This window comes from Mesorhizobium sp. B1-1-5, from assembly GCF_006443065.1.
Taxonomy (GTDB): Bacteria; Pseudomonadota; Alphaproteobacteria; order Rhizobiales; family Rhizobiaceae; genus Mesorhizobium.
The window spans coordinates 16,406-36,057 of sequence record NZ_VFWS01000047.1; the positions used below are offsets into that span (position 1 = coordinate 16,406).

Consider the following 19,652-nt stretch of genomic DNA (forward strand, 5'->3'; position numbering starts at 1 on the left):
CGCCCCGGATATGACCCAGGCCAGCGACATGCCGCAAGGGCGGAGCTTCGCGCGGATCGGCCACTTCGTGGCCACCCGCCGGAAACTGGTATTCGATTATTTCTCGGCGATCAGCGGCGCCGGCGGTCGGCTGGTGTTTTCGCTGGCCTATTTCATCGCTTTGGCCAACACGCTTTCGATCGCCGAATTCGGCATGTTCGCAACCGCCTCGGCCGCCGGCATCATGCTGTCGCGCATCCTGGCCTTCGGCTTCATTTCGGCGCTATACCGCACCGCCGCGATCCGCCCCAACCTGATCGGCACATTCACCGCCGGTTTCCTGCTTCTCAGCGTCTTGTCGCTGCCGTTGCTCGCCGCCGCCTCCTACGTCGTCTATCTGATCTTCTTCGCCGGCACCGTGCCGTTGCCGGCCTTCGCCGCTGTCGTCTTCGCCGAAGCGCTTCTGTGGCGGCCGGTCGAAGTGGCGCTGATCGTCAACAACGGGCTCGGCAAGTTCGGGCGGGCGGCCGTGCTCGCCATCCTGGCGACGGCGCTCAGGGCACTCGGCGCGATCCTGTTCATGCTTGGCGCGCAGCACAGCATCGGCGTCTGGTCGCTGTTTTACATCGGCGCCAATGCCGCCTCGCTCATCGTCGCCTTCGTCTTCTTCTATCCGCGCCAGCGGCTGCGGCTGCGCGCCGAGCTTTATTTCAGGCGGCTCGCCGATTCCATCTATGTCGCCGGATCCGAAGTGCTGTTCTACCTTCAGATGGAGTTCGACAAGCTCCTGGTGCTGTCGATCGGCGGCCCGCATCTGGCCGGCATCTACGCCATCATCATGCGGCTGGTCGATCTCACCGCGATCCCGATCCGCACCTTCTCGATGATGCTGGTGCAGCGCATGATGCGGGCGCCGGAGCTGCTGTCGCGGCTGGCGGTCAAGAGCGGCATCGAGGGCGGCGTGTTCCTGGTCTCGACGCTCGCGCTCGTGTCGCTCGGCATCGTGCTGCACTTCTTCCCAAACGCGCTCGGCAGGAATGTCGCCGAGGCAGCGCCGCTGGTGGCGCTGGCGGTCTGCGTGCCCGGCCTGCGCAATCTCGTCGAATATCAGGCCGAGCTTCTCTTCGCGCGCGGCCAGACGGCGGTGCGGGCGATCAATCTCGGCCTGCTCGCCGGCTTGAAGGCGGTTCTGCTCACTTATGTGCTGACCACCATCCCCGACACGGCCAATCTGGTCCTGTCGCTCAACATCGTCTTCCTGCTGCTTTATCTCGCCTCGATGCTGCTGACTTATTCGGCCATGCGCCGGCCGGCCAAGGCGATCTGAGCCTTACGCGGAAAGCCCAATCAGGCGGCGGATGCGGCCGATATCTGTGCCGATGAAAGACTGCATGCCGATCGCCACCTGTTCCGGCGCCATGGTGTCGACGAAGCGGCGGAACTCCTCGTCCGACAGTGGCTCGCCGTTCCAATGAACGCGGCAGAACTCCTGCGAACCGTGGAAATGGCCTGCGCCTTGAAGCACGTCGTCGACATAGCGGCCGTAGATCATGCATTCGGAGAACCGGCGCGCCGAGCCGACGACGCCGACCCAGTCGCGGCCATGCACCTTCTCGACGCGCTCGCACATGGCGTTGACCGTCTCGCGGCGCCAGGCGATCAGCGTCGAGATGTAGTCGTGGCTCGATGGATTGGCGGGATCGATGCCGAGCGCGGCGCCGGCATTGCGCGACCAGATGCGATGCTCCTCATGTCCATCGCCCGCCAGCACGCCGTCACGCCGGAACAGCCGCACCTTGCCGTCGCGCCAGAAGGCGTTCGCGTCGAACGGCTTCAGAAAGGCGACGTCGGAATCGCAGAAGACGAGCACGTCTTCCTTTGCCTGCCCGGCAATGGCGATACGGCGCAGCTGCTGCACATGCCAGCCGCGCAGCGGCTGCGTTTTCAGGCTCAGCCAGACGCGGCGGCGGAAGCCGCTCAGCGGATCGTCGAACACGCGCAGCCAGCGCGGCAACAGGTCCCGCTCGTCGACAACGCTGCGGCGGCTGCTTTCCAGCTGGCGAAACAGGGCGACGTCGCGATGTTCGGTAAGGATGTAATGATGCGCCACGCCGGTGACGTGGCGATCGATGGTTTCGCATAAAAGCCGGCAGCGCTCGAAATCGGGGGCGTAGCTTGCGGTGACGATTGCAGCCAAGGGCATGCGCGGCAGCGCTTCGACCGCAGTGGAGGCGTCCGGCACGAAGCGGCTGTTCACCGGCGCGCCTCCAGCGGCAGCGGCCGGCGCGACAGCTTCTGCTTGACGACGCGCCACAGGAAGAGCGGATTGCCGACAATATAGCGGCGCCACAGGCGACCGGGTTCGATCCACAGGCGGAACAGCCATTCGAGCCGCAGCCGGCGCAGCCATAGCGGCGCGCGCGGCACCGAACCGCTCATGAAATCGAGCAACGCGCCAACGGCGACCGGCAGCGTGCAATGGCGGCTGTCGATGTGGCGCTCGATCCACAATTCCTGGCGCGGCACGCCCATGGCGACGAGCAGCACATCCGGCCGCAGCCTGGCGATGCGCTCGAGGATCGCCGGCTCCTCGGCGGCGGAGAAGAAACCGTCATGGATGACGACGAATTCGTGCTGCATGGCGAGCGTCGAAAGCTTCGCGGACGCGGCTTCGGCATTGGAGCGCGTGGTGCCGAGCAGCGCCACGGTCAGCGGGCGCGACGAGGCCTGCAGGAAGGCCGGAATGAAATCGGTGCCGTTGAGATTGCTGGGGAAAGGCGCGCCGTAAAGCAGCGTTGCCGCCATGTCGACGCCAACGCCGTCGGGCAGGATGAGAAAGTTTTCCAGCGCCTCGGCAAAAACCGGATCGGTGCAGGCAAGGTTGGCATTGTGGGCGTTGAGGAAGCTCACCTTGGTGAAACGACGCTCGTCGATCAGCCTGGTGAGCAAGGCGATGGCCTCGTCCCAGCGTATGGCAAGCACCGGAATACCCAAAATGGTCTTGAGCGTATCGAAGCCGAAAGCGGCGCGCGCGGTGTGCATGTTCATGCGGCCGCCTCCTGCCTGGCGGCGCCGAGCTTCTCCAGGCCAAGCCCGATCGCGGCGTCGAGCGCCTTGAGCTGGCGGCGATGAAAGGCGCTGCCATCGACGTCCACGACATTGGCCGCGGCCGCCTGTAGCGCCGCCGCGAAAGCAATCGGATCGTCAGTCACCACGCAATTGTCGGGACGATAGCCGATGCCGCGCAGCGAGCGACTGGTGGCGACGGACGGCAGGCCAAGCTCGAAGGTCTCGATGGTCTTCAACTGCACGCCGCTGCCGGCGGTGCTGATCAGGGGAATGACGGCGGCGCCGCGCACGAAGGCCGGCGCATCCGGAACCCTGCCGACGAAGGAAACGGCGGGATGCGGCGAGCTGATGCCGGAAGGCACATTGCCCGCAATCCTGATGCGGAAATTCGGCTTCAGATGCGGCACGACCTTCGTCAAGAACCAGTCGAGGCCGATGCGGTTCGGCTGCCAGGTCCAGGTGCCGATCAGCGCGGCGTCGCAATCGATATGCCGCTTCGCCCTGCTTGTCGGCGCCTGCGCACGGGTTACCAGCGGCAGCACCGCGGAGCGCCGGTCGGAGGCGACGCCAAGTGCCGCGCGGTCTTCCTCGGCCAGCGTGAAGACAAAGCGCGCAGCGCCGCAGAGCCGCCCTTCCATGACCTTGAGGAGCCTGGCCTCGCGACGGAACATCCAGCGCTGAAGCGCAGTGCCGGCCCCGGCCGCATTTTCCTCGGCCGAGCGGTGCTCGACATTGTGCGCGACGAAGACGAATGGACGGTCGGCGAGAACCTTCTCAAAGGCGCCGGCGAACTGCACCGAGTTCAGGACATAGCCGTCGAAGGGACCGGCGCGTTCGATTGCGTCGCGGACTTGCGCATCGGCAACGACACGCAGCTTGACGGAGGAAAAGGTAAGGCCGGAGAGAACCGCCTTGCCCAGCCAGGCAAGCTTTTGCAGCGGCGACGCGCTTTCGGTGCGCACCTCGACGGCGTCGAGCACGATGGTGTTTTGCGGATCGGACGGGGCCTTGCCCGGCCAGATGAAGCCGATCACCGTCACGCGCACGCCGGCGCGCCGCAGCGCGTCGATGATCGCGGCGTTGGCAATCTCGTAGCCTGAGGCAAGAGCGCCATCAGGCACGATCGATGTGGCGAACAGCAGATGCATCTCACCTATCCTTGGCTGCAGCCGGTAGCAAAACGCGGTGAAGCGTTGATTAAATGGCACTGTCAAAGGCCGAAGACCCGGCTTTTCCGAAGGACGGGCGAGAAGGTGATTAACGAAACGTTATCACCGCGATGCTATCGAGGGCTCAAACCCTCGCTGCTGGAAACGGATGTTCCCTTTGCCGTCCGACGCTTCTGTATCGATCGCGGGACGGTCGCCGGGGCTTGCCGCCGAGACCGTTGAGGCGGTCGTGACGCTGCCGACCTTCAAGCGGCCGAAGCAGGTGCTGGAAACGCTGGCTTCGCTCAAGGCGCAGCGGACCGGCAGGCGCTTTGCCGTCATCGTCATGGAAAATGAGGCCGAGGCGCGCGAGGGAGCCAAGGCGGTGCTGCCCCTGTTCGAGAGCGGCGAGATGCCCGGCATGGTGATCATCGCGCATGAGCGCGGCAATTGCAGCGCCTACAATGCCGGCTGGCAGACGGCGATCCTGCAGTTTCCCAATTTTCGCCACCTGCTGGTCATCGATGACGACGAGATCGCCGAGCCAAACTGGCTGGAGCGCATGTGCGGCGCCGCGGAAACACTTGAAGCCGACGTTGTCGGCGGCCCGCAGGTACCCATCTTTGCCGATGTCTCGCATGCCCGATGGGCCGAGCATCCGGTGTTCGCGCCACCCTATCGGGAGACGGGCCGCGTGCCGGCGCTCTATTCGTCCGGCAACCTGCTGCTCGGTCGCAACGTGCTTAAGGCCATGGGACCGCCCTTCCTCGATCTCAGGTTCAATTTCATGGGCGGCGGCGATTCCGACTTTCTCAGCCGGTGCGCGCAAAAAGGCTTCGTGCTCGGCTGGTGCGCGGAAGCAAAAGTCAACGAAACTGTCCCTGCCCGGCGCGTCGAGGCCGACTGGATCCGCGCCCGCAGCCTGCGCAATGGCGTGATCTCGACGCTGGTCGAAAAAAAGAAGCGCGCCGGCACGCCGCTTGCCGGTCTCAAGGTTTTCCTGAAGAGCCTGGCGCTGCTCGCCGCCTCGCCGCTGCGCGGCGCCATCCGGCTGGCGCGCACCCGCTCGCTGACGAGCGGCCTCTATCCGGTCTATGTCGCGCTCGGCCGGGTGCTCGCCGAATTCGGATATGCCAATGAGCAGTACCGGCAGCCTGAGAAGAATTGAGCGCGCGCCGCTCGGCGCCGCCTTCACCAGGGAAGGTGCGGCGACGGCTATCGCCGCGCTCCTGTTCACCGTCATCATCGTCTCGTTCCGGCCCTTCCAGCCGGCGGGCGCGGAACTGATCGGCGACCGCGGCGACATCGTCAACCAGCTCGGCTTCGGCTCGCTCGGCGCGGTCTCCATCTTCTCGCTGCTGGCCTTCGCCGACCCGCGCGTGGTGCGCTCGCTGGTCAGCCCTTCCTGGGCGCTGATGCTGGGCTTCTTCTGCCTGTCGGTGGTGCTCGCCACCGATCCGCCCGTGGCGATGCGCGCCGCCTCTTTCACCATGATCGGCATCATCACAATGGCGACGATCCTGGTGCTGCCGCGCGATGCCGATTCCTTCGCCAGGATGGTCATCTTCACCGCCGTCGTGGTGATCGGCCTTTCCTATATCGGCCTGATCGTCTTCCCGCATGAAGCGCTGCACACCGCCGAGTCGCAGGAGCCCGAGCATGCCGGCCTGTGGCGCGGCGTCTTCACGCACAAGAACATCGCCGGGCCGGTGATGGCCTGTTTCAGCTTCGCCGGGCTCTACCTGTTCCGGCGCGGGCAGCGCTGGTGGGGCGCCGGCATCTTCTGCGCGGCGATGATCTTCATGCTGCACACCGGCTCCAAGACGACCGCCGGGCTGATCCCGTTCTCGATCATGATCGTCGTGCTGCCCAGCCTCATCGGCATGCGGCTGGGGACGCCGATTCTGTTTGCGCTGGCTATCATCGCGACCGCCGTCGGCACGCTCGGCATCGTCTTCATCGCGCCGGTGAAGCATCTGGCGGCAATCTATTTCCCCGATCTCACCTATACCGGACGCACGACGCTATGGGAGTTCGCCGGCGAGATGCTGGCGAAGAAGCCCTGGACCGGCTACGGCTATGAAAGCTTCTGGGGGACGCCGCTGCTGCTCAACCAGGATCAGCCCTTCGACCGGCCCTGGGATATCCGCACCATCGTTCACGGTCACGACGGCTATCTCGACATCGCCGTGCTGATGGGCATCCCGGCGCTCTGCGTCGCCGTCTACACCTTCCTGATCGCCCCTTTGCGCGACTATATGCGCATCCCGGCGCGCAAGGAAAACATCTTCCTCGGCGATTTCTTCATGATGGTGGTGCTGTTCACGGCGCTGAACGGTTTCCTGGAAAGCTTCTTCTTCCACCGCGGCGATCCCGTCTGGCTGTTCTTCGTGCTCGGCGTGCTCGGCTTGAGACAAGTCTCGCTGCGGCCGATCCCGGTTCGCCTCTCCCGCTGATCCTGGACTGTCGATCTTCCGCCACTGGACTTTTCCAGCGCTCCGCAATTGTCTAAGGAAGCCTTCTTTTCTCGGAGGCTTTCATGACGATCAGGCTGGTTCTCGCCGGTTGCGGCAATATGGGTTACGCCATGCTCTCGGGCTGGTTGAAATCCGCCAAGCTCGAGCCGGCGGCGGTGTTCGTGGTCGAGCCCAATGCCGAACTGCGCCAGCGCGCCGAACATTTGGGCTGCCGTGCGGCCGCCGACGCCGCCGGCATTCCGGCCGATGCCGTGCCCGATATCGTCGTCATTGCGGTAAAGCCGCAGGTGATCCGCGAGGTGACGGCGCAGTACAAGCGCTTCGGCGATGGCAGGACCAGCTTTCTCTCCATCGCCGCCGGCACGCCGGTCGCCACTTTCGAAGAGATTCTGGGCGAGCTCGCGCCGGTCATCCGCTGTATGCCGAACACGCCGGCGGCGATCGGCAAGGGCATGATGGTGGTATTCTCCAACCCGCTGGTCTCCGACGACGTCCGCCGCTTCGTTGCCGAACTGCTCTCGGCGAGCGGCGTCGTGACGACGATCGACGACGAAGGGCTCATGGACGCCGTGACGGCCGTCTCCGGGTCAGGCCCGGCCTATATCTTCCACTTCATCGAGGCGCTGACGATCGCGGCCGAGAAGGCCGGCCTTCCCACCGAAACCGCCAAGCTGCTTGCCATGCAGACCGTCTTCGGCGCCGCCTCGCTCGCCGCCGAAAGCGACGAGGAGCCGGGTGTGCTGCGCCAGCAGGTGACCAGCCCCAACGGCACGACCGCCGCGGCGCTTGCCGTGCTGATGGGCGGCGACCGCCTGACGAAGCTCGTCACCGAAGCCGTGGAAGCAGCGCGGCTGAGGTCGATAGAGCTGGGGAAATAACGACCATCCGCATCACGCAAGGTCGGTGTGGGAAAAATCATTGCCCTTATAGAGCAAAGGCATGCCTCGACTTTTTGCCGAGGCATACGACAGGCAGTCGGCGAGGTTGAGCTGGGCCGGATGGCCGCGACCCTTGCCATAGTCGGAAAAAGCCTGGATCGCGAGCTTTGCATCGCTACTTTCGATCGGCACGACTTCCACCTCAGCCTCCTGCAGAAATGCTTCTATCGCCGCTTCGGCAACAACCGGCTGGACGGCGAGCATCGATGAAAGCCGCATCGCTGCTTCGAGTATGACCAGCGGAGATGTTATGCGCCGGGACGCCAACTCTATCCGGCCGCTCCATTCGGCTGCGTCCTCCTCGCCCGCCAGGATGGCGACGACGACCAAGGTATCGATGAACATTCAGGAATGTCCCCACATCTCATCGACCTCATCCTTGCTCAACGTCTTTCCGCCTCCGCCGGCCTTGGATTTGAAATTTCGGGAGATGGTGGCAAGCCGTTCGGCCAACGGCGCCTGTTTGCGGTGCCGCTGCAGTTCAGATTCGAGCGCCTCGATTACCGCCTCGGTCATCGAAACGTTTCGTTTTTCGGCAAGCTGGCGGGCGAGTTCTCTTGCCCGCGGATCCCTGATCTGAAGATTCATCGCTGCCTCCAATCCGTCATGACAATATAGCGCGACTGTCATGACAATGCCAGCAGCCGCATTCTTGCTACCCGGCCGCCAGGCGGAGCTGCGCAAATAGGAGCGGCTCAGCCCAACAGGGCTGGCGAACCGATCTTGGCTCCGTAGAGCATATCATCCTGCAGCCGGCGCAGGGCGTAAAGTCTCGTCGTCCGGTCCGGCACGGCATTGTCATCAGTCAACAACGCGCCCTTCTTCACCGGCTTCAGCACCTTGCCGCCTTCGAGCAAGCCGACCGGCACGGCGCGGACGGCGCGGGCATCGCCGACGGTCATGGTCCAGGAGCGGTAACAAGTCTCGCCGATCGCATCCAGGGTCTCCCCGGCGGCAAGGTCGCGCTTGGCGACCGCGCAGACTTCCGCCACCGGCCTCGACAGAGGCACCATGTCGGGCTTGCCGTAGAGCATGATACGGGCGGCGGTGAGCGGCACCTCCAGCGAAGTCAGGTGATAGGGCCGGAACAGGCCGTAATAAGGGCCTTGGCCGACATGGAGATCGTCCATGCGTTCGACGACGCGCGGATGCATCGCCTCGACGATGACGAAGACGCCGGGCGCCACGCCCTTGCCGATCGTGTAGTCGACGACGCCTTTTCTCGACAGGAGGCCGCCATGCTCTTTCGGGATCAGCACCTTGGCCAGCTGATCGCGATCGGCCCTGGGGCCGTGCATGCCTGGAACATCCGGAACCAAGCCGGTGGCGTTGGCAATGGCGCACATCTCGACCATGGTCTTCGAGCCGTCGACGAACTCGACCAGCATGCGCGGGTTCATGTTGCGGCGCGCCGCCTCTTCCCGGTAGTCGTCGGGAACCGCGTCGTGGTTGAGCGGATTGTTCTTGCCCTTGCCGGCCGCGACGACGCCTAGCCCAAGCGCCGAGGCGAATTCGATCAGTTCCATGCAGCTTGACGGCTCGTCGCCCGCGCCGACCGAATAGACGACACCCAGCCGGTCTGCCTGCTGTTTCAGGTAGCAGCCGATGGTCACGTCGGCCTCGACATTCATCATCACCAGATGCTTGCCGTGCTCCATCGCCATCAGGTCGAAATCGGCGGCGACGCCAGGTTTTCCGGTAGCGTCGATGACGACGTCGATCAGCGGATTGGTGACCAGCATCTCGTTCGAGGTGATGGCGATCCTGCCGCTCTCGATCGCCCGGGTGACCCCGGAGCCGGTCTCGGCCTCGGCGGCCATCGCCTCGTCGCCATAGGCGATGCGGATCGCCTCACGGGCAGTGTGCGGGCGGCGCGTTGAGATGGCCGCGATCGAAATACCAGGCATCAGCATGCCCTGCGTCACCAGATCGGTCCCCATCTCGCCGGAGCCAATGACGCCGATGCGGACCGGCCTGCCCTCGGCGGCGCGTCGGGCGAGATCGCGGGCAAGCCCGGTCAGGGCGATATTGGTCATGCAACAAAATCCACGGCTTTTTGCTCCGGCCGGCAATACAGGGAACGATCCGCGTTTGCCAATCAAACCAGGCTGAAATGGCGTTTTCTTGCGCATGCTTTGCAAGGCCTGAGCAGATTTCGCGGGAGCTTGTGCATGGCCGCTGCACGATTCGCCGTTTCTTTCAGACCATAACCATCACAGCGCGCTTTGAACTGGGAGAGTCCCGACGAGCGCGCCCCGTTTCTGTGCCATTTTTGCTACAGGTTTTAACCCTAATGCCGGAAATCGCAATTTTAGCGGGTGTCTAATCCATTATATGCTCACGGCCCCGAAAAATTTGATAGATACTGGCTGAAAGGTCCGGTGGCAGGCTTGGGCAAATAAGCGCCAATAAAAAAATAATGGCGCGGGGATAGTCACGGGGTAGAAATGACCAGGACGGGTAAAATTACCGTCGGCTGGCGCGTTGCGCTTGCTGTCACGGTGTCAATGTTGGCTTGTGGTAGTGCCAGCGCACTCACACTCAAAGAAGCTGTCGCCGTCGCCGTGGAGTCCAATCCGGAGATTGGACAGGCGATCGAAAACCGCGAAGCGATCGAATTCGAGCTGCGACAGGCCAAAGGCCTTTACCTTCCCAGCGTCGACCTGGAAGCATCGACCGGCGTTCGCCGCCTGGACAACGACACGCGGCGCGCGCTCGACGAGGATCACAAAGCTCTCTATCCGAACGAGGCCGACCTCACCGTCTCGCAGACGCTTTATGACAGCGGCGCAAGGCGGGCGGAACTGAACCGCCAGGCCTCGCGGGTCGATGGAGCTTCCTTCAGGGTTCTGGAACGGTCCGAGTTCATCGGCCTCGCGGTCGTCCAGGATTATCTGGAATACATGCTGCAGGCTTCGATCGTGGTCGAAGCCAAGAAGAACCTCGGCTTCCATCAGTCCATCCTCAGCGATATCAGGCAAGGCATCGCGGGCGGCGCGCTCAACGATGCCGACCGGCAGCAGGCCGAGGAACGCCTTTATGCCGCCAAGGCGCGGATGCAGGAAGCGACCGAAGAACTCGAGGCGGCCAAGATCCGCTTCTTCAAGAATGTCGGCAAGCCGCTGACCAACGCCTCGCGGCCGGCCGATGTCGCAGCCGCCCTGCCGCGGTCGTTGGACGATGCGATCGGGCTCGCCAGGCAGAACAACCCGCGCGTCCATATGGCCAACAGCGACATCGACGCCGCCGCTTCGCTGGTCGACGCGGCGCGCGCGAAATACGGCCCGACGATTACCGCCGAGGGTGTTGCCCGGGGCGGGTATGACATCGACGGCGACAATGGCGACGCAAGCGATCTGCAGGCCCGGGTGGTGCTGCGCTGGAACCTCTATCGCGGCGGCATCGACAAGGCCAACGAACAGGAACAGATTCGCCGCACCAGCGAGCAGCGCCTTGCGCTGCACCAGGTGCTGCGCGAGATCGAGGAAGCCGTCCGGACCTCATGGGACCGCCGCTTCCGCCAGGCGGAGCTGGCAAAGACGCTGCGGCAGCAGGCAGCCACCAATGAAAAGCTGGTCGCCTCCTATCGCGAGCAGTTCAAGGTCGGGCAGCGCTCGCTGCTCGATGTGCTCGATGCCCAGAACACGCGCTTCAACACCGCGACGCTGGCCGACACGTCGTCCTACGCGTCGCTGTTCGCGGAATACCGGCTGCTGGCCGCAACCGGGGAATTGCTGAAGACGCTCAACATCCAACCGGCCAAGCAGGCCGCGGCCTACGCCCGTGAGGAATTCGGTGTGCCGGCTACGGCCGATACCGAGACCTATGCGCGGACGCCGTCGGAGCAGAAGAACGATCTGCCGTTCGACATCCTCGCGCCGGTCAGGAAAAAGTAGCCGATGTAGCGTCGATCTTCGGTCCTTCGGGGCGGATCGTGAACCAGCAACCTAATATCCTATCGCCCAAGGAGGCTTTCAAAGCCTGCTTCTGCGCTGTGGCGGCCTATCTCGGCAGGCCGAGCGCGGAAACGGTGCTGTTCGCCGGCGTGCCGATTTCAGAGACGCGCATCGAGCCGGACGAGATCCGCCATCTGGCCGAGCGCATCGGCCTGGAGGTCCAGAATTTCAGCCATCGCGATTTCCTGCGCGGCCGCTTCGATCTTCCGGCCATCGTCTTTCGCGTCAGCCAATTGCCGATCGCCCTCCTGGCGGAGATCGAGGGCGGGCAATATCTGACGGCGCCGCAGGAAAACGGCCGCACCACGATCGACAGATCGGAACTCGCCGAAAGCTATATCAGCGGCGGCACGTCCTTCTCGATCACCTATGCCAACCAGGCCGAGGAGATGACGGTCGGCACCGCCGCGCGGATCGAAAGGCGCCACTGGCTGACCGGCACAATGGGGGCGTTCTGGCGCACCTATTCGAAAGTGGTGCTGTCGGCGATGTTCATCAACCTGCTGGCGATCGCCTCGCCGATCTTCACGATGAACGTCTACGACCGCATCCTGCCCAACAAGGCAATCTCGACGCTGTGGGTGCTGGCGCTCGGCATCGGCGCGGCGATCCTGTTCGACCTGCTGCTGAAGACGGCCAGGGCATCGCTGATCGACTATGCCGGTCGCAAGGCGGACCTGCGGATTTCCTACCTGCTGTTCGAGAAAGTGCTGAATTCCTCGCTTTCGGCGCGGCCCGGGTCGACGGGCGAATACGCAAACCGCGTCACGCAATACGAGTTCGTGCGCGAGTTCTTCACCTCGAACACGATCAGCGTCTTCATCGACACGATCTTCGTCTTCGTCTTTCTGGCTGTCATCTACGCCATCGGCGGCTGGCTGGTGGTGATACCGGCGCTGGCCTTCGTCATCTCCGTCATTGTCGGGCTGATCACGCAGCGGCGGATCGGCAAGCGGGTCGCGGCATCGATGAACGAGGCGTCGCAACGCCAGGCCCTGCTGGTGGAATCCATCTCGACGCTGGAGACGATCAAGTCGCTGCGCGCCGAAGCCTACCTGCTGCGCAAATGGGGCGAGCACTCGAAGAACGCGGCCAACACGTCGGAAAAAATCAAGGAGCTCTCGGCGGCGGCGGGCAACATCACCGGCGCCATCCAGCAATTCGTGACGGTCGCCCTGGTCGTGGCCGGCGCCTATGCGTTCTCGGAAGGCCAAGTATCGACCGGCGCCATCATCGGCACCGTGATGCTCGCCGGCCGCGCCGTGGCGCCGCTCGGCCAGATTGCCATCACGCTTGCCCGGTTCCGACAGGCGATGCTGTCGCTCAAGATCATCAACACGATCATGTCGCAACCGGAGGACCGCCCCGACACGGTCGGCTTCGTCAACCGGCCGATCCGCAGCGGCGCGCTGGTCTTCAGGAATGTCGGCTTCGCCTATCCGGGTACGGAAAACGAGGTTCTGAGCGGGCTCAACATCGCGGTCAAGCCCGGCGAGCGGGTCGGCATCATCGGCCGCATCGGCTCCGGTAAGACCACGATGGGGCGGCTGATCGGCCGGCTGTTCCTGCCGACGTCGGGGGAGCTGCTGCTCGACGGCATCGACATCCGCCAATACCACCCCTCGGAGGTCCGCGCCGCGGTCGGCATCGTCGCGCAGGCCGGGGACCTGTTCTCGGGAACCATCAAGGAGAACCTCCTGATGGCGGCGCCGGGAGCGACGGACGAGGAGATCATCGATGCGGCGAAGGCCGCCGGCGTCGACGAGTTCGTCTCGCGGCATCCGCGCGGCTACGACATGAATGTCGGCGAGCGCGGCACCAATCTGTCGGGCGGGCAAAGGCAGGCCGTGGCGATCGCGCGGCTGCTTTTGACCAAACCGAAGATCGTCTTCCTGGACGAGCCGTCGGGTTCGATGGATCTCGCCTCCGAGCGGCAGTTGATCAAGCAGCTCAAGGTGGCGTTCGACCGCAGCACGACGCTGATCGTGTCGACCCACCGCTACAGCATGCTTGAGCTTGCCGACCGCCTCATCGTCATCGACCAGGGCCGCGTCGTCGCCGACGGGCCGAAGGAACAAGTCATTCAGGCGCTGCAGAAGGCAAATGCCTGACCGGAACGTATGGACATGCTAGCAAGGGAAGACCGGCCACCATTTTTCGCCTCGGCGTCCGTCTACATCGTCGGGGCGCTGTTCGTGTGCTTCACGGCTTGGGCGTCGTTCGCCGAGGTCGACGAGATCGCGCGCGGCGACGGCAAGGTGATACCTGCTTCGAAGACGCAGATCATCCAGGCCAGCGAACCGGGCGTGGTGCAGGAGATCGCCGTCCAGATCGGCCAGACGGTCAAGAAGAACGACCTCATCATCCGCCTCGACAATTCAGGCAACACGTCGAGCCTTGGCGAAGAGAAGGCCAAGGCGCGAGCGCTGCAGGCGCGCATCGCCAGGCTGCAGTTCGAGCAGAGCGGCAGTGTCGAAGGGTCGTTTCCCTGCCCGGCGGAAATCCAGAAGGTCGCGCCGGAGATCTGCGACAACGAGCAGAAGCTGCTTGTGGCGCGCCGCGACAATTTCGAGGTCAAGCTGTCGGTTCTCAAATCGCGCCTCGACCAGCGCGAGAAGGAACTGGACGAGGCCACCGCCAATGCCGACCGCCTGTCCAAGAGCCTTGCCGTCACCGACCAGGAAGCGGCGTTGGTCGAACCCATGGTCAAGAAGGGCCTGATGGCCAGAACCGAACAGATCCGTGTCGAGCGCGAACAGACCGACCTTCGCGGACAGCTGACCCTTGCCGGCGAGACCATCAAGAAGGGCCAGGGAGCAATCACCGAGGCGCAGCTTCAGGTGAATGAATTGGGCCTGCAATTGCAGCAGGAGGCATTGAGCGACCTGACGCAGGCGCTCGCCGATCTGTCCGTGGTCGACGAAACCATCCGCGGCGCCACCGACAAGGTGGCGCGCACCGACATCCGTTCGCCGGTCGACGGCATCGTCAACACGCTTGACGTCAACACGCTCGGCGCCTTCGTGCAGCCGGGCGCGGTGGTGGCCGGCATCGTGCCGACCTCCGAGACGCTGCTGGTCGAGGCCAGGGTTTCGCCGCGCGACGTCGCCTTCATCCAGCCGAACCAGGAAGCGTTGATCAAGGTTACCGCCTACGATTTCTCGATCTTCGGCGGCATCGAGGGCAAGGTCTCCAACATAACCGCCGACAGCCTCGTCGACCAGAAGACGGGCGAGCCCTATTACCAGGTGCGGGTCGCCACCGACAAATCGACGCTTACAAGGAACGGTAAGACCTATTCGATCATCCCCGGCATGATCTGCTCGGTCGACATCAAGACCGGACGCAAGACGATCCTCAACTATCTTTTGAAGCCCATCAACAAGGCGCGTCAGGAGGCAATGAGTGAGCGATAGCGCCATCCATCCGGACACGTCGCGCGAGAGGCTGCTGCCGTTGCTCGCGGCCGAGGATTTCGGCCCCGAATTCCGGGTCGTGGCGCGCGGCGGCGTGCGTCGCGGCATCCGGCTGGAGCGCGCCTTCTGGGTGTCGCTGAAACAGATGGCCGAAAGCCGCAAATGCACGATCGGCATGCTGGTCGAGGAGATCGCCGAACACCATCCCGACCAGGGCAATCTCACCTCGGCGATCCGCGTCGCCTGCATGCGAGGCCTTGCCGAGGAAAGCATGGAATTGCGCAAGCTCGCTTCGATCCGCACGATCAACGCGATCCTGGTCGCCTGCCCCTCGCCCGCCTTCGCGCTGTCTTCGTCGAAGAAGATCCTGGCCTTCAACGCGCCGTTCCAGCAACTGGTGAGGCGTCAGTTGCCGAGCGCGCCCGGCGAGGATGGGCGCCAGGACCTGAAGCTGGCGCTCGATCTCAACGTTCCCGATATCTTCGCCCGGCTCGACGCCAATGGGGAAACGCCCGTCACCAGCGGCTTCGTCATCGGCGCGGGCGAGCGCCGCTATCGCGGCCAGCTCAGCGCCGTGCGCGCGCCCGTCACCGAGCCGGAGCTGCTGATGGCCTTCGTCTACAACGGGTAGAGCTACGCATTCCTCTGGAACTGTCCGGGCTGCGCGAAGACACAGAGCGTCCCGCGAGGCGCTGAACCGCTCGAAACTACTGCCTCAGGCTCGAAGCCACTGATGGTTCCGGCGATCCTTCGCCCGGCGCGACCGTGGCGAAGCCGCCGGCGATGTCGGCGACCTGCGCGCCGGACTTCGACCCATGGATCCAGGCGCGATCGGTGCTGAAGGAATAGAGCGGAACGTAGTCGGGCAGATCGCTGTCGCGCAGGACGGCGTTGCCGAGACTGTCGAGGATGAAGGCGCCGCTTCCCGTGCTCACCGACAGGACGGCATGGAAGAACTTGCGGCGGCGATCCTGGAGCACCACCAGCGACATGCTCTGCGCAGGGATGCCGGCCCTGAGCAACGCCGCCATCTTCAATATGGCGAAATCCTCGCAATCGCCGGCGCGATGCTCGAGGATTTCCGAAGGCTTCGCCCAATAGTCGAGCTTGCCATAGACGACGCTGTCCTTGCGATAAGCGATCAGGCGGTTGATGCTGCTGTTGACGAAGGACAGCTTGTCGCGAAAGCCCTTGTCGCCGGCAATCTTGACGATCTCGGCGAAAGCCGGGCTCTCGCGGTCGCAGACGCTGCCGGCGGTGCAATCGACGATGGCCTTGTAGACAGGAGCCCAGCGCGCCGCGACCGGAAAGTTGCGCATCGACAAGGCGACCGAGCCGAAGACGCCGGGGATGATCGCGGCGGTCTGGATCGGGTCGATGCCGGGATCGGCCTTGACGCTCGAGCGCGCTTCAACCTCGTAAGGCACTGCCGGCGTGTAGCCCACGGAAACGTCCGCGATCCGGTACGCGGAAGCCGGCTGCCAGGGCAGCGGCCGGGCCAGCGAAACGCCGCCGAGGCTTGCCGGCGCAAGCACCTTTTGCAAGACCGGAACCGCGCCCGAATTCGCGCTTGCCGACGATGGATCTGCCTGAGCGGCAAGGCCGATCGCCAGCAAGAGAACCTTGAACCCTGTCGGGGCTGCTTTTTGTATTTTCATAACGCCCACCTTTGACTGCGGACGCTACCAATCTTGTCTCAAATTATCGGAAAGGAAGGTGGGTAAGTTTCCGCGAATCGCTCTATTCTGTTTTGCATCAAATTTTATTCAAAATTATACTTCCATTTACCAAGACGGGAGGCGTGCGACGCGGTCACTCCCACCCTCCTTAAGGTCATGCATATCCAGATATATCATCGCAATTTACCAAGTATAAAAAATGCGATTCTCTACATATTCGAATATATGAAATAGATTGAACGTCTGTTGCAAAGCCGGGGGCTGACATGTCTCTTTCCGGGAAATGCCGGAGGGGCTTTAGCTATGACGATCAATATCGAATTCGACGCCGTTTCAAATTCCTGGGACGAGCACACCAGCGCTGGTGAAAATCATATCTCGACGGGTGTGCAGGTCGCGCAGGCGACCGCCGTCCAGGCGGCGAGCGAGCCGGTGCCGGTCGATGTCGGCAGCGGCGCGCCGGCCCAGGGCGCGGCCAATGCGCCGGCAGCCAACCAGCCGGCGGCCGACGCCAAGGCTCCTGCCCCCGCGAACGCACCGGCGGCAAATGCAGCGGCAGGCAATACCCCGCATGAATATCACGTCGAGGCCGGCAACGTCGTGAAGCTTCCGGCCAGCGTGTCGATCGACAACATCAAGGTCGACGGACACGATCTCGTCCTCACGCAGCCCGACGGATCCCAGATCGTCATCAAGGACGCCGCGCTGAATGTGCCGACCTTCATCCTCGGCGACGTCGAGGTGCCGCGCGTGGCCCTGATCGCCGCGCTCGAGGCCAGCCATGTCGATGTCGCCTTCGGCGCCGACGGCTCGATCTCGGCCGGCGGCAACGGCTCGCCGGGCAGCGCGGGCGGCAATTTCGAACATCCCGCAGGCGGCATCGGCGACGGCTTCGGCCTGACGTCGCTGCTGCCGCCGACGGACCTGGCGTTCGGCCAGCCGGACCATCGCGAACTGTTTCCGGGATTGCTGCCCGATTCGACGCCGACGATCCTCGACCTGACGCCGTCGACCAGCGGCGGCGACACCACCGTCAACGAGAAGGGTCTGCCGGAAAGCTCAGGATCGGAGGGTTCGGGCGAGGCGCAGGATCCCGCCGCCAACACCGACCAGTCGGAGATCAACACCGGCACGTTCACCATCAACTCGCCCGACGGCATCGGCTCGGTGAACATCAACGGCCAGGCGATCTCGGGCGCAGCCCTTGCCAACAGCGCATCTGCGCCGGTCACCATCACGACGCCGCTCGGCAACTTGACCATCAACGGCTACGACGCCGCGACCGGCCAGGTGAGCTACACCTACACGCTGGAGCATAGCGCGCAGCATTCCGGCACTGGCACCGATTCCATCTTCGACAACATAACGGTCATCGTCACCGACAGCGACGGCGACGTCTCGCTTCCGGGAACCCTGTCCGTCGAGATCGTCGACGACGTGCCGACGGCGGTGAACGACAGCGCCACGCAAGTGACGGAGAACGCAGCGGTCGCGGTCGACGTCAAGGCGAACGACACGGCGGGCGCCGACGGCGTCGACTGGAGCGGTGTGACGCACACGGCTCCGCAGAACGGCGCGAGCCCGGCAACGGGAAGCCTGACCTACAACAATGACGGAACCTTCACCTACACGCCTGGCACAGGTGAACAGGGAACGGTGACGTTCGACTACACCATCAAGGACGGCGACGGCGATACGTCGACGGCGACCGTGACGATCACGCTGCAGACCGACTCGACACCGACCATCACCGTGACGCCGACCGGTGGTGAGCCTGCGGTCGATGCGCAGGCGGTGGTCGACGAGAAGGGCCTGCCGACCGGCACCGGCGAACTGGCCGATCCGGCCCCGAATACGGACAATTCGGAGACGACGACCGGCGCGTTCAACATCAGCACGGGCGGCGACACGCTGCAGAAGCTGGAGATCGCGGACAAGGACGGCAACCTCGTCAACGTGACAGGCGGCGGCACGGTGCACGGCACCAATGGCGATCTAATCGTGACGGTCAGCGGCGGCGTCTACAGCTACAGCTACACGCTGGCCCACAACGTGACGAACGCCGACCCCACCAAGACCGGGGCGGCGGACCAGGCGACCGGCGAGCACTTCGCAGTGACGGTCACCGACAGCGACGGCGACCAGGCCAGCGCCTCGCTGACGGTCAAGGTCAACGACGACGGGCCGCATGCGGTGAACGACGTTGCCACGCAGACGACGGAGAACGCACCGGTCACGATCGACGTGTTCGGCAACGATGTCGGTGGCGCGGACGGAGCGCAGGCGAGCACGGTGACGCTAGTCGCGGGCAGCTTGACGGGCGGCACGGGCACGCTGACGAACAACGGCAATGGGACGTTCACCTATACGCCCGCCACGGGCGAAGATGCTCCGGTCAGCTTCAAGTACACGATCACGGACGGCGACGGAGACAAGTCCGAAGCGACGGCGACGATCACGCTGGTGACCGACTCGACACCGACGATCACGGTGACGCCGACCGGCGGCACTCCCGCCGTCGATGCGCAGGCGGTGGTCGACGAGAAGGGCCTGCCGACCGGCACCGGCGAGCTGGCCGATCCGGCCCCGAATACGGACAATTCGGAGACGACGACCGGCACGTTCAACATCACCACGGGCGGCGACACGCTGCAGAAGCTGGAGATCGCAGACAAGGACGGCAACCTGATCAACGTGACGAGCGGCGGCACGGTGCTCGGCACCAATGGCGATCTAATCGTGACGGTCAGCGGCGGCGTCTACAGCTACAGCTACACGCTGGCCCACAACGTGACGAACGCCGACCCCACCAAGACGGGGGCGGCGGATCAGGCGACCGGCGAGCACTTCGCGGTGACGGTCACCGACAGCGACAATGACCAGGCCAGCGCCTCGCTGACGGTCAAAGTCAATGACGACGGCCCGAAGGTGACGGCGGTTGCCGGCGCGAGTGCGACGCTGTCGGTTGACGAGACGGCGGGCGCGCAGGT

The 19,652-nt window shown here is 64.2% G+C and carries 16 protein-coding genes; 9 read left to right on the plus strand and 7 right to left on the minus strand.

What is annotated here, in order from left to right; translation table 11 throughout:
* The first annotated feature begins 10 nt into the window (after positions 1 to 10).
* Positions 11 to 1,306, plus strand: a complete 1,296-nt coding sequence (locus FJ980_RS16110) for a lipopolysaccharide biosynthesis protein (protein ID WP_140544342.1) — start codon at positions 11 to 13, stop codon at positions 1,304 to 1,306.
* Between the two features lie 3 nt (positions 1,307 to 1,309).
* Here the strand turns inward: FJ980_RS16110 and FJ980_RS16115 are convergent, their stop codons facing one another.
* Genes FJ980_RS16115 through FJ980_RS16125 form a run of 3 tightly spaced genes read right to left on the minus strand, consistent with a single transcriptional unit; the run spans position 1,310 to position 4,196 of the window.
* Positions 1,310 to 2,236, minus strand: a complete 927-nt coding sequence (locus FJ980_RS16115) for a DUF6492 family protein (RefSeq protein WP_140544344.1) — start codon at positions 2,234 to 2,236, stop codon at positions 1,310 to 1,312.
* A complete protein-coding gene (locus tag FJ980_RS16120) occupies positions 2,233 to 3,027 on the minus strand; it encodes a WecB/TagA/CpsF family glycosyltransferase (protein ID WP_140544346.1) in 795 nt (264 codons plus the stop codon). The genes FJ980_RS16115 and FJ980_RS16120 overlap by 4 nt, the downstream gene beginning before the upstream one ends.
* A complete protein-coding gene (locus FJ980_RS16125; RefSeq protein WP_140544348.1) occupies positions 3,024 to 4,196 on the minus strand; it encodes a glycosyltransferase family 4 protein in 1,173 nt (390 codons plus the stop codon). The genes FJ980_RS16120 and FJ980_RS16125 overlap by 4 nt, the downstream gene beginning before the upstream one ends.
* Positions 4,197 to 4,365: 169 nt before the next feature.
* Between FJ980_RS16125 and FJ980_RS16130 the strand changes: the two genes are divergently transcribed.
* From FJ980_RS16130 to proC, 3 genes are all read left to right on the plus strand, one after another.
* Entirely contained in the window at positions 4,366 to 5,364 is a 999-nt protein-coding gene (locus tag FJ980_RS16130; RefSeq protein ID WP_140544350.1) for a glycosyltransferase, read from the plus strand.
* Positions 5,333 to 6,652, plus strand: coding sequence for an O-antigen ligase (locus tag FJ980_RS16135; RefSeq protein WP_140544352.1), 1,320 nt, complete (start codon positions 5,333 to 5,335; stop codon positions 6,650 to 6,652). The genes FJ980_RS16130 and FJ980_RS16135 overlap by 32 nt, the downstream gene beginning before the upstream one ends.
* A gap of 83 nt (positions 6,653 to 6,735) precedes the next feature.
* On the plus strand, positions 6,736 to 7,551 hold the full coding sequence (gene proC, locus FJ980_RS16140; protein ID WP_140544354.1) for a pyrroline-5-carboxylate reductase: 816 nt from the start codon (positions 6,736 to 6,738) through the stop codon (positions 7,549 to 7,551).
* A gap of 12 nt (positions 7,552 to 7,563) precedes the next feature.
* Here the strand turns inward: proC and FJ980_RS16145 are convergent, their stop codons facing one another.
* The 3 genes from FJ980_RS16145 to FJ980_RS16155 all read right to left on the minus strand — a co-directional run bounded on the left by FJ980_RS16145 (position 7,564) and on the right by FJ980_RS16155 (position 9,647).
* Positions 7,564 to 7,956: a type II toxin-antitoxin system VapC family toxin gene (locus FJ980_RS16145; RefSeq protein WP_140544356.1), complete on the minus strand. Its 393-nt coding sequence runs from the start codon at positions 7,954 to 7,956 to the stop codon at positions 7,564 to 7,566.
* On the minus strand, positions 7,957 to 8,199 hold the full coding sequence (locus FJ980_RS16150) for a type II toxin-antitoxin system VapB family antitoxin (RefSeq protein WP_140544358.1): 243 nt from the start codon (positions 8,197 to 8,199) through the stop codon (positions 7,957 to 7,959). It lies immediately after the preceding gene.
* 107 nt (positions 8,200 to 8,306) lie between these two features.
* Entirely contained in the window at positions 8,307 to 9,647 is a 1,341-nt protein-coding gene (locus tag FJ980_RS16155) for an NAD(P)H-dependent oxidoreductase (RefSeq protein WP_140544360.1), read from the minus strand.
* Between the two features lie 471 nt (positions 9,648 to 10,118).
* Between FJ980_RS16155 and FJ980_RS16160 the strand changes: the two genes are divergently transcribed.
* Genes FJ980_RS16160 through FJ980_RS16175 form a run of 4 tightly spaced genes read left to right on the plus strand, consistent with a single transcriptional unit; the run spans position 10,119 to position 15,614 of the window.
* Positions 10,119 to 11,507, plus strand: coding sequence for a TolC family protein (locus FJ980_RS16160; protein ID WP_224544394.1), 1,389 nt, complete (start codon positions 10,119 to 10,121; stop codon positions 11,505 to 11,507).
* A gap of 38 nt (positions 11,508 to 11,545) precedes the next feature.
* Positions 11,546 to 13,678: a type I secretion system permease/ATPase gene (locus FJ980_RS16165; RefSeq protein WP_140544364.1), complete on the plus strand. Its 2,133-nt coding sequence runs from the start codon at positions 11,546 to 11,548 to the stop codon at positions 13,676 to 13,678.
* A 15-nt stretch (positions 13,679 to 13,693) separates the two neighbouring features.
* A complete protein-coding gene (locus FJ980_RS16170) occupies positions 13,694 to 14,983 on the plus strand; it encodes an HlyD family type I secretion periplasmic adaptor subunit (RefSeq protein WP_140544366.1) in 1,290 nt (429 codons plus the stop codon).
* The gene (locus tag FJ980_RS16175; RefSeq protein WP_140544368.1) at positions 14,973 to 15,614 is read left to right on the plus strand and encodes a ribbon-helix-helix domain-containing protein; all 642 of its coding nucleotides are present in this window, start codon (positions 14,973 to 14,975) and stop codon (positions 15,612 to 15,614) included. The genes FJ980_RS16170 and FJ980_RS16175 overlap by 11 nt, the downstream gene beginning before the upstream one ends.
* A 76-nt stretch (positions 15,615 to 15,690) precedes the next feature.
* On the opposite strand, the gene FJ980_RS16180 is transcribed toward FJ980_RS16175, so the two are convergent.
* A complete protein-coding gene (locus FJ980_RS16180; RefSeq protein WP_140544370.1) occupies positions 15,691 to 16,641 on the minus strand; it encodes a transglutaminase-like cysteine peptidase in 951 nt (316 codons plus the stop codon).
* Positions 16,642 to 16,965: 324 nt separating this feature from the next.
* On the opposite strand from FJ980_RS16180, the gene FJ980_RS16185 reads away from it, so the two are divergent.
* On the plus strand, positions 16,966 to 19,652 hold a 2,687-nt coding region (locus FJ980_RS16185; protein ID WP_181181224.1), incomplete at its 3' end, for an Ig-like domain-containing protein.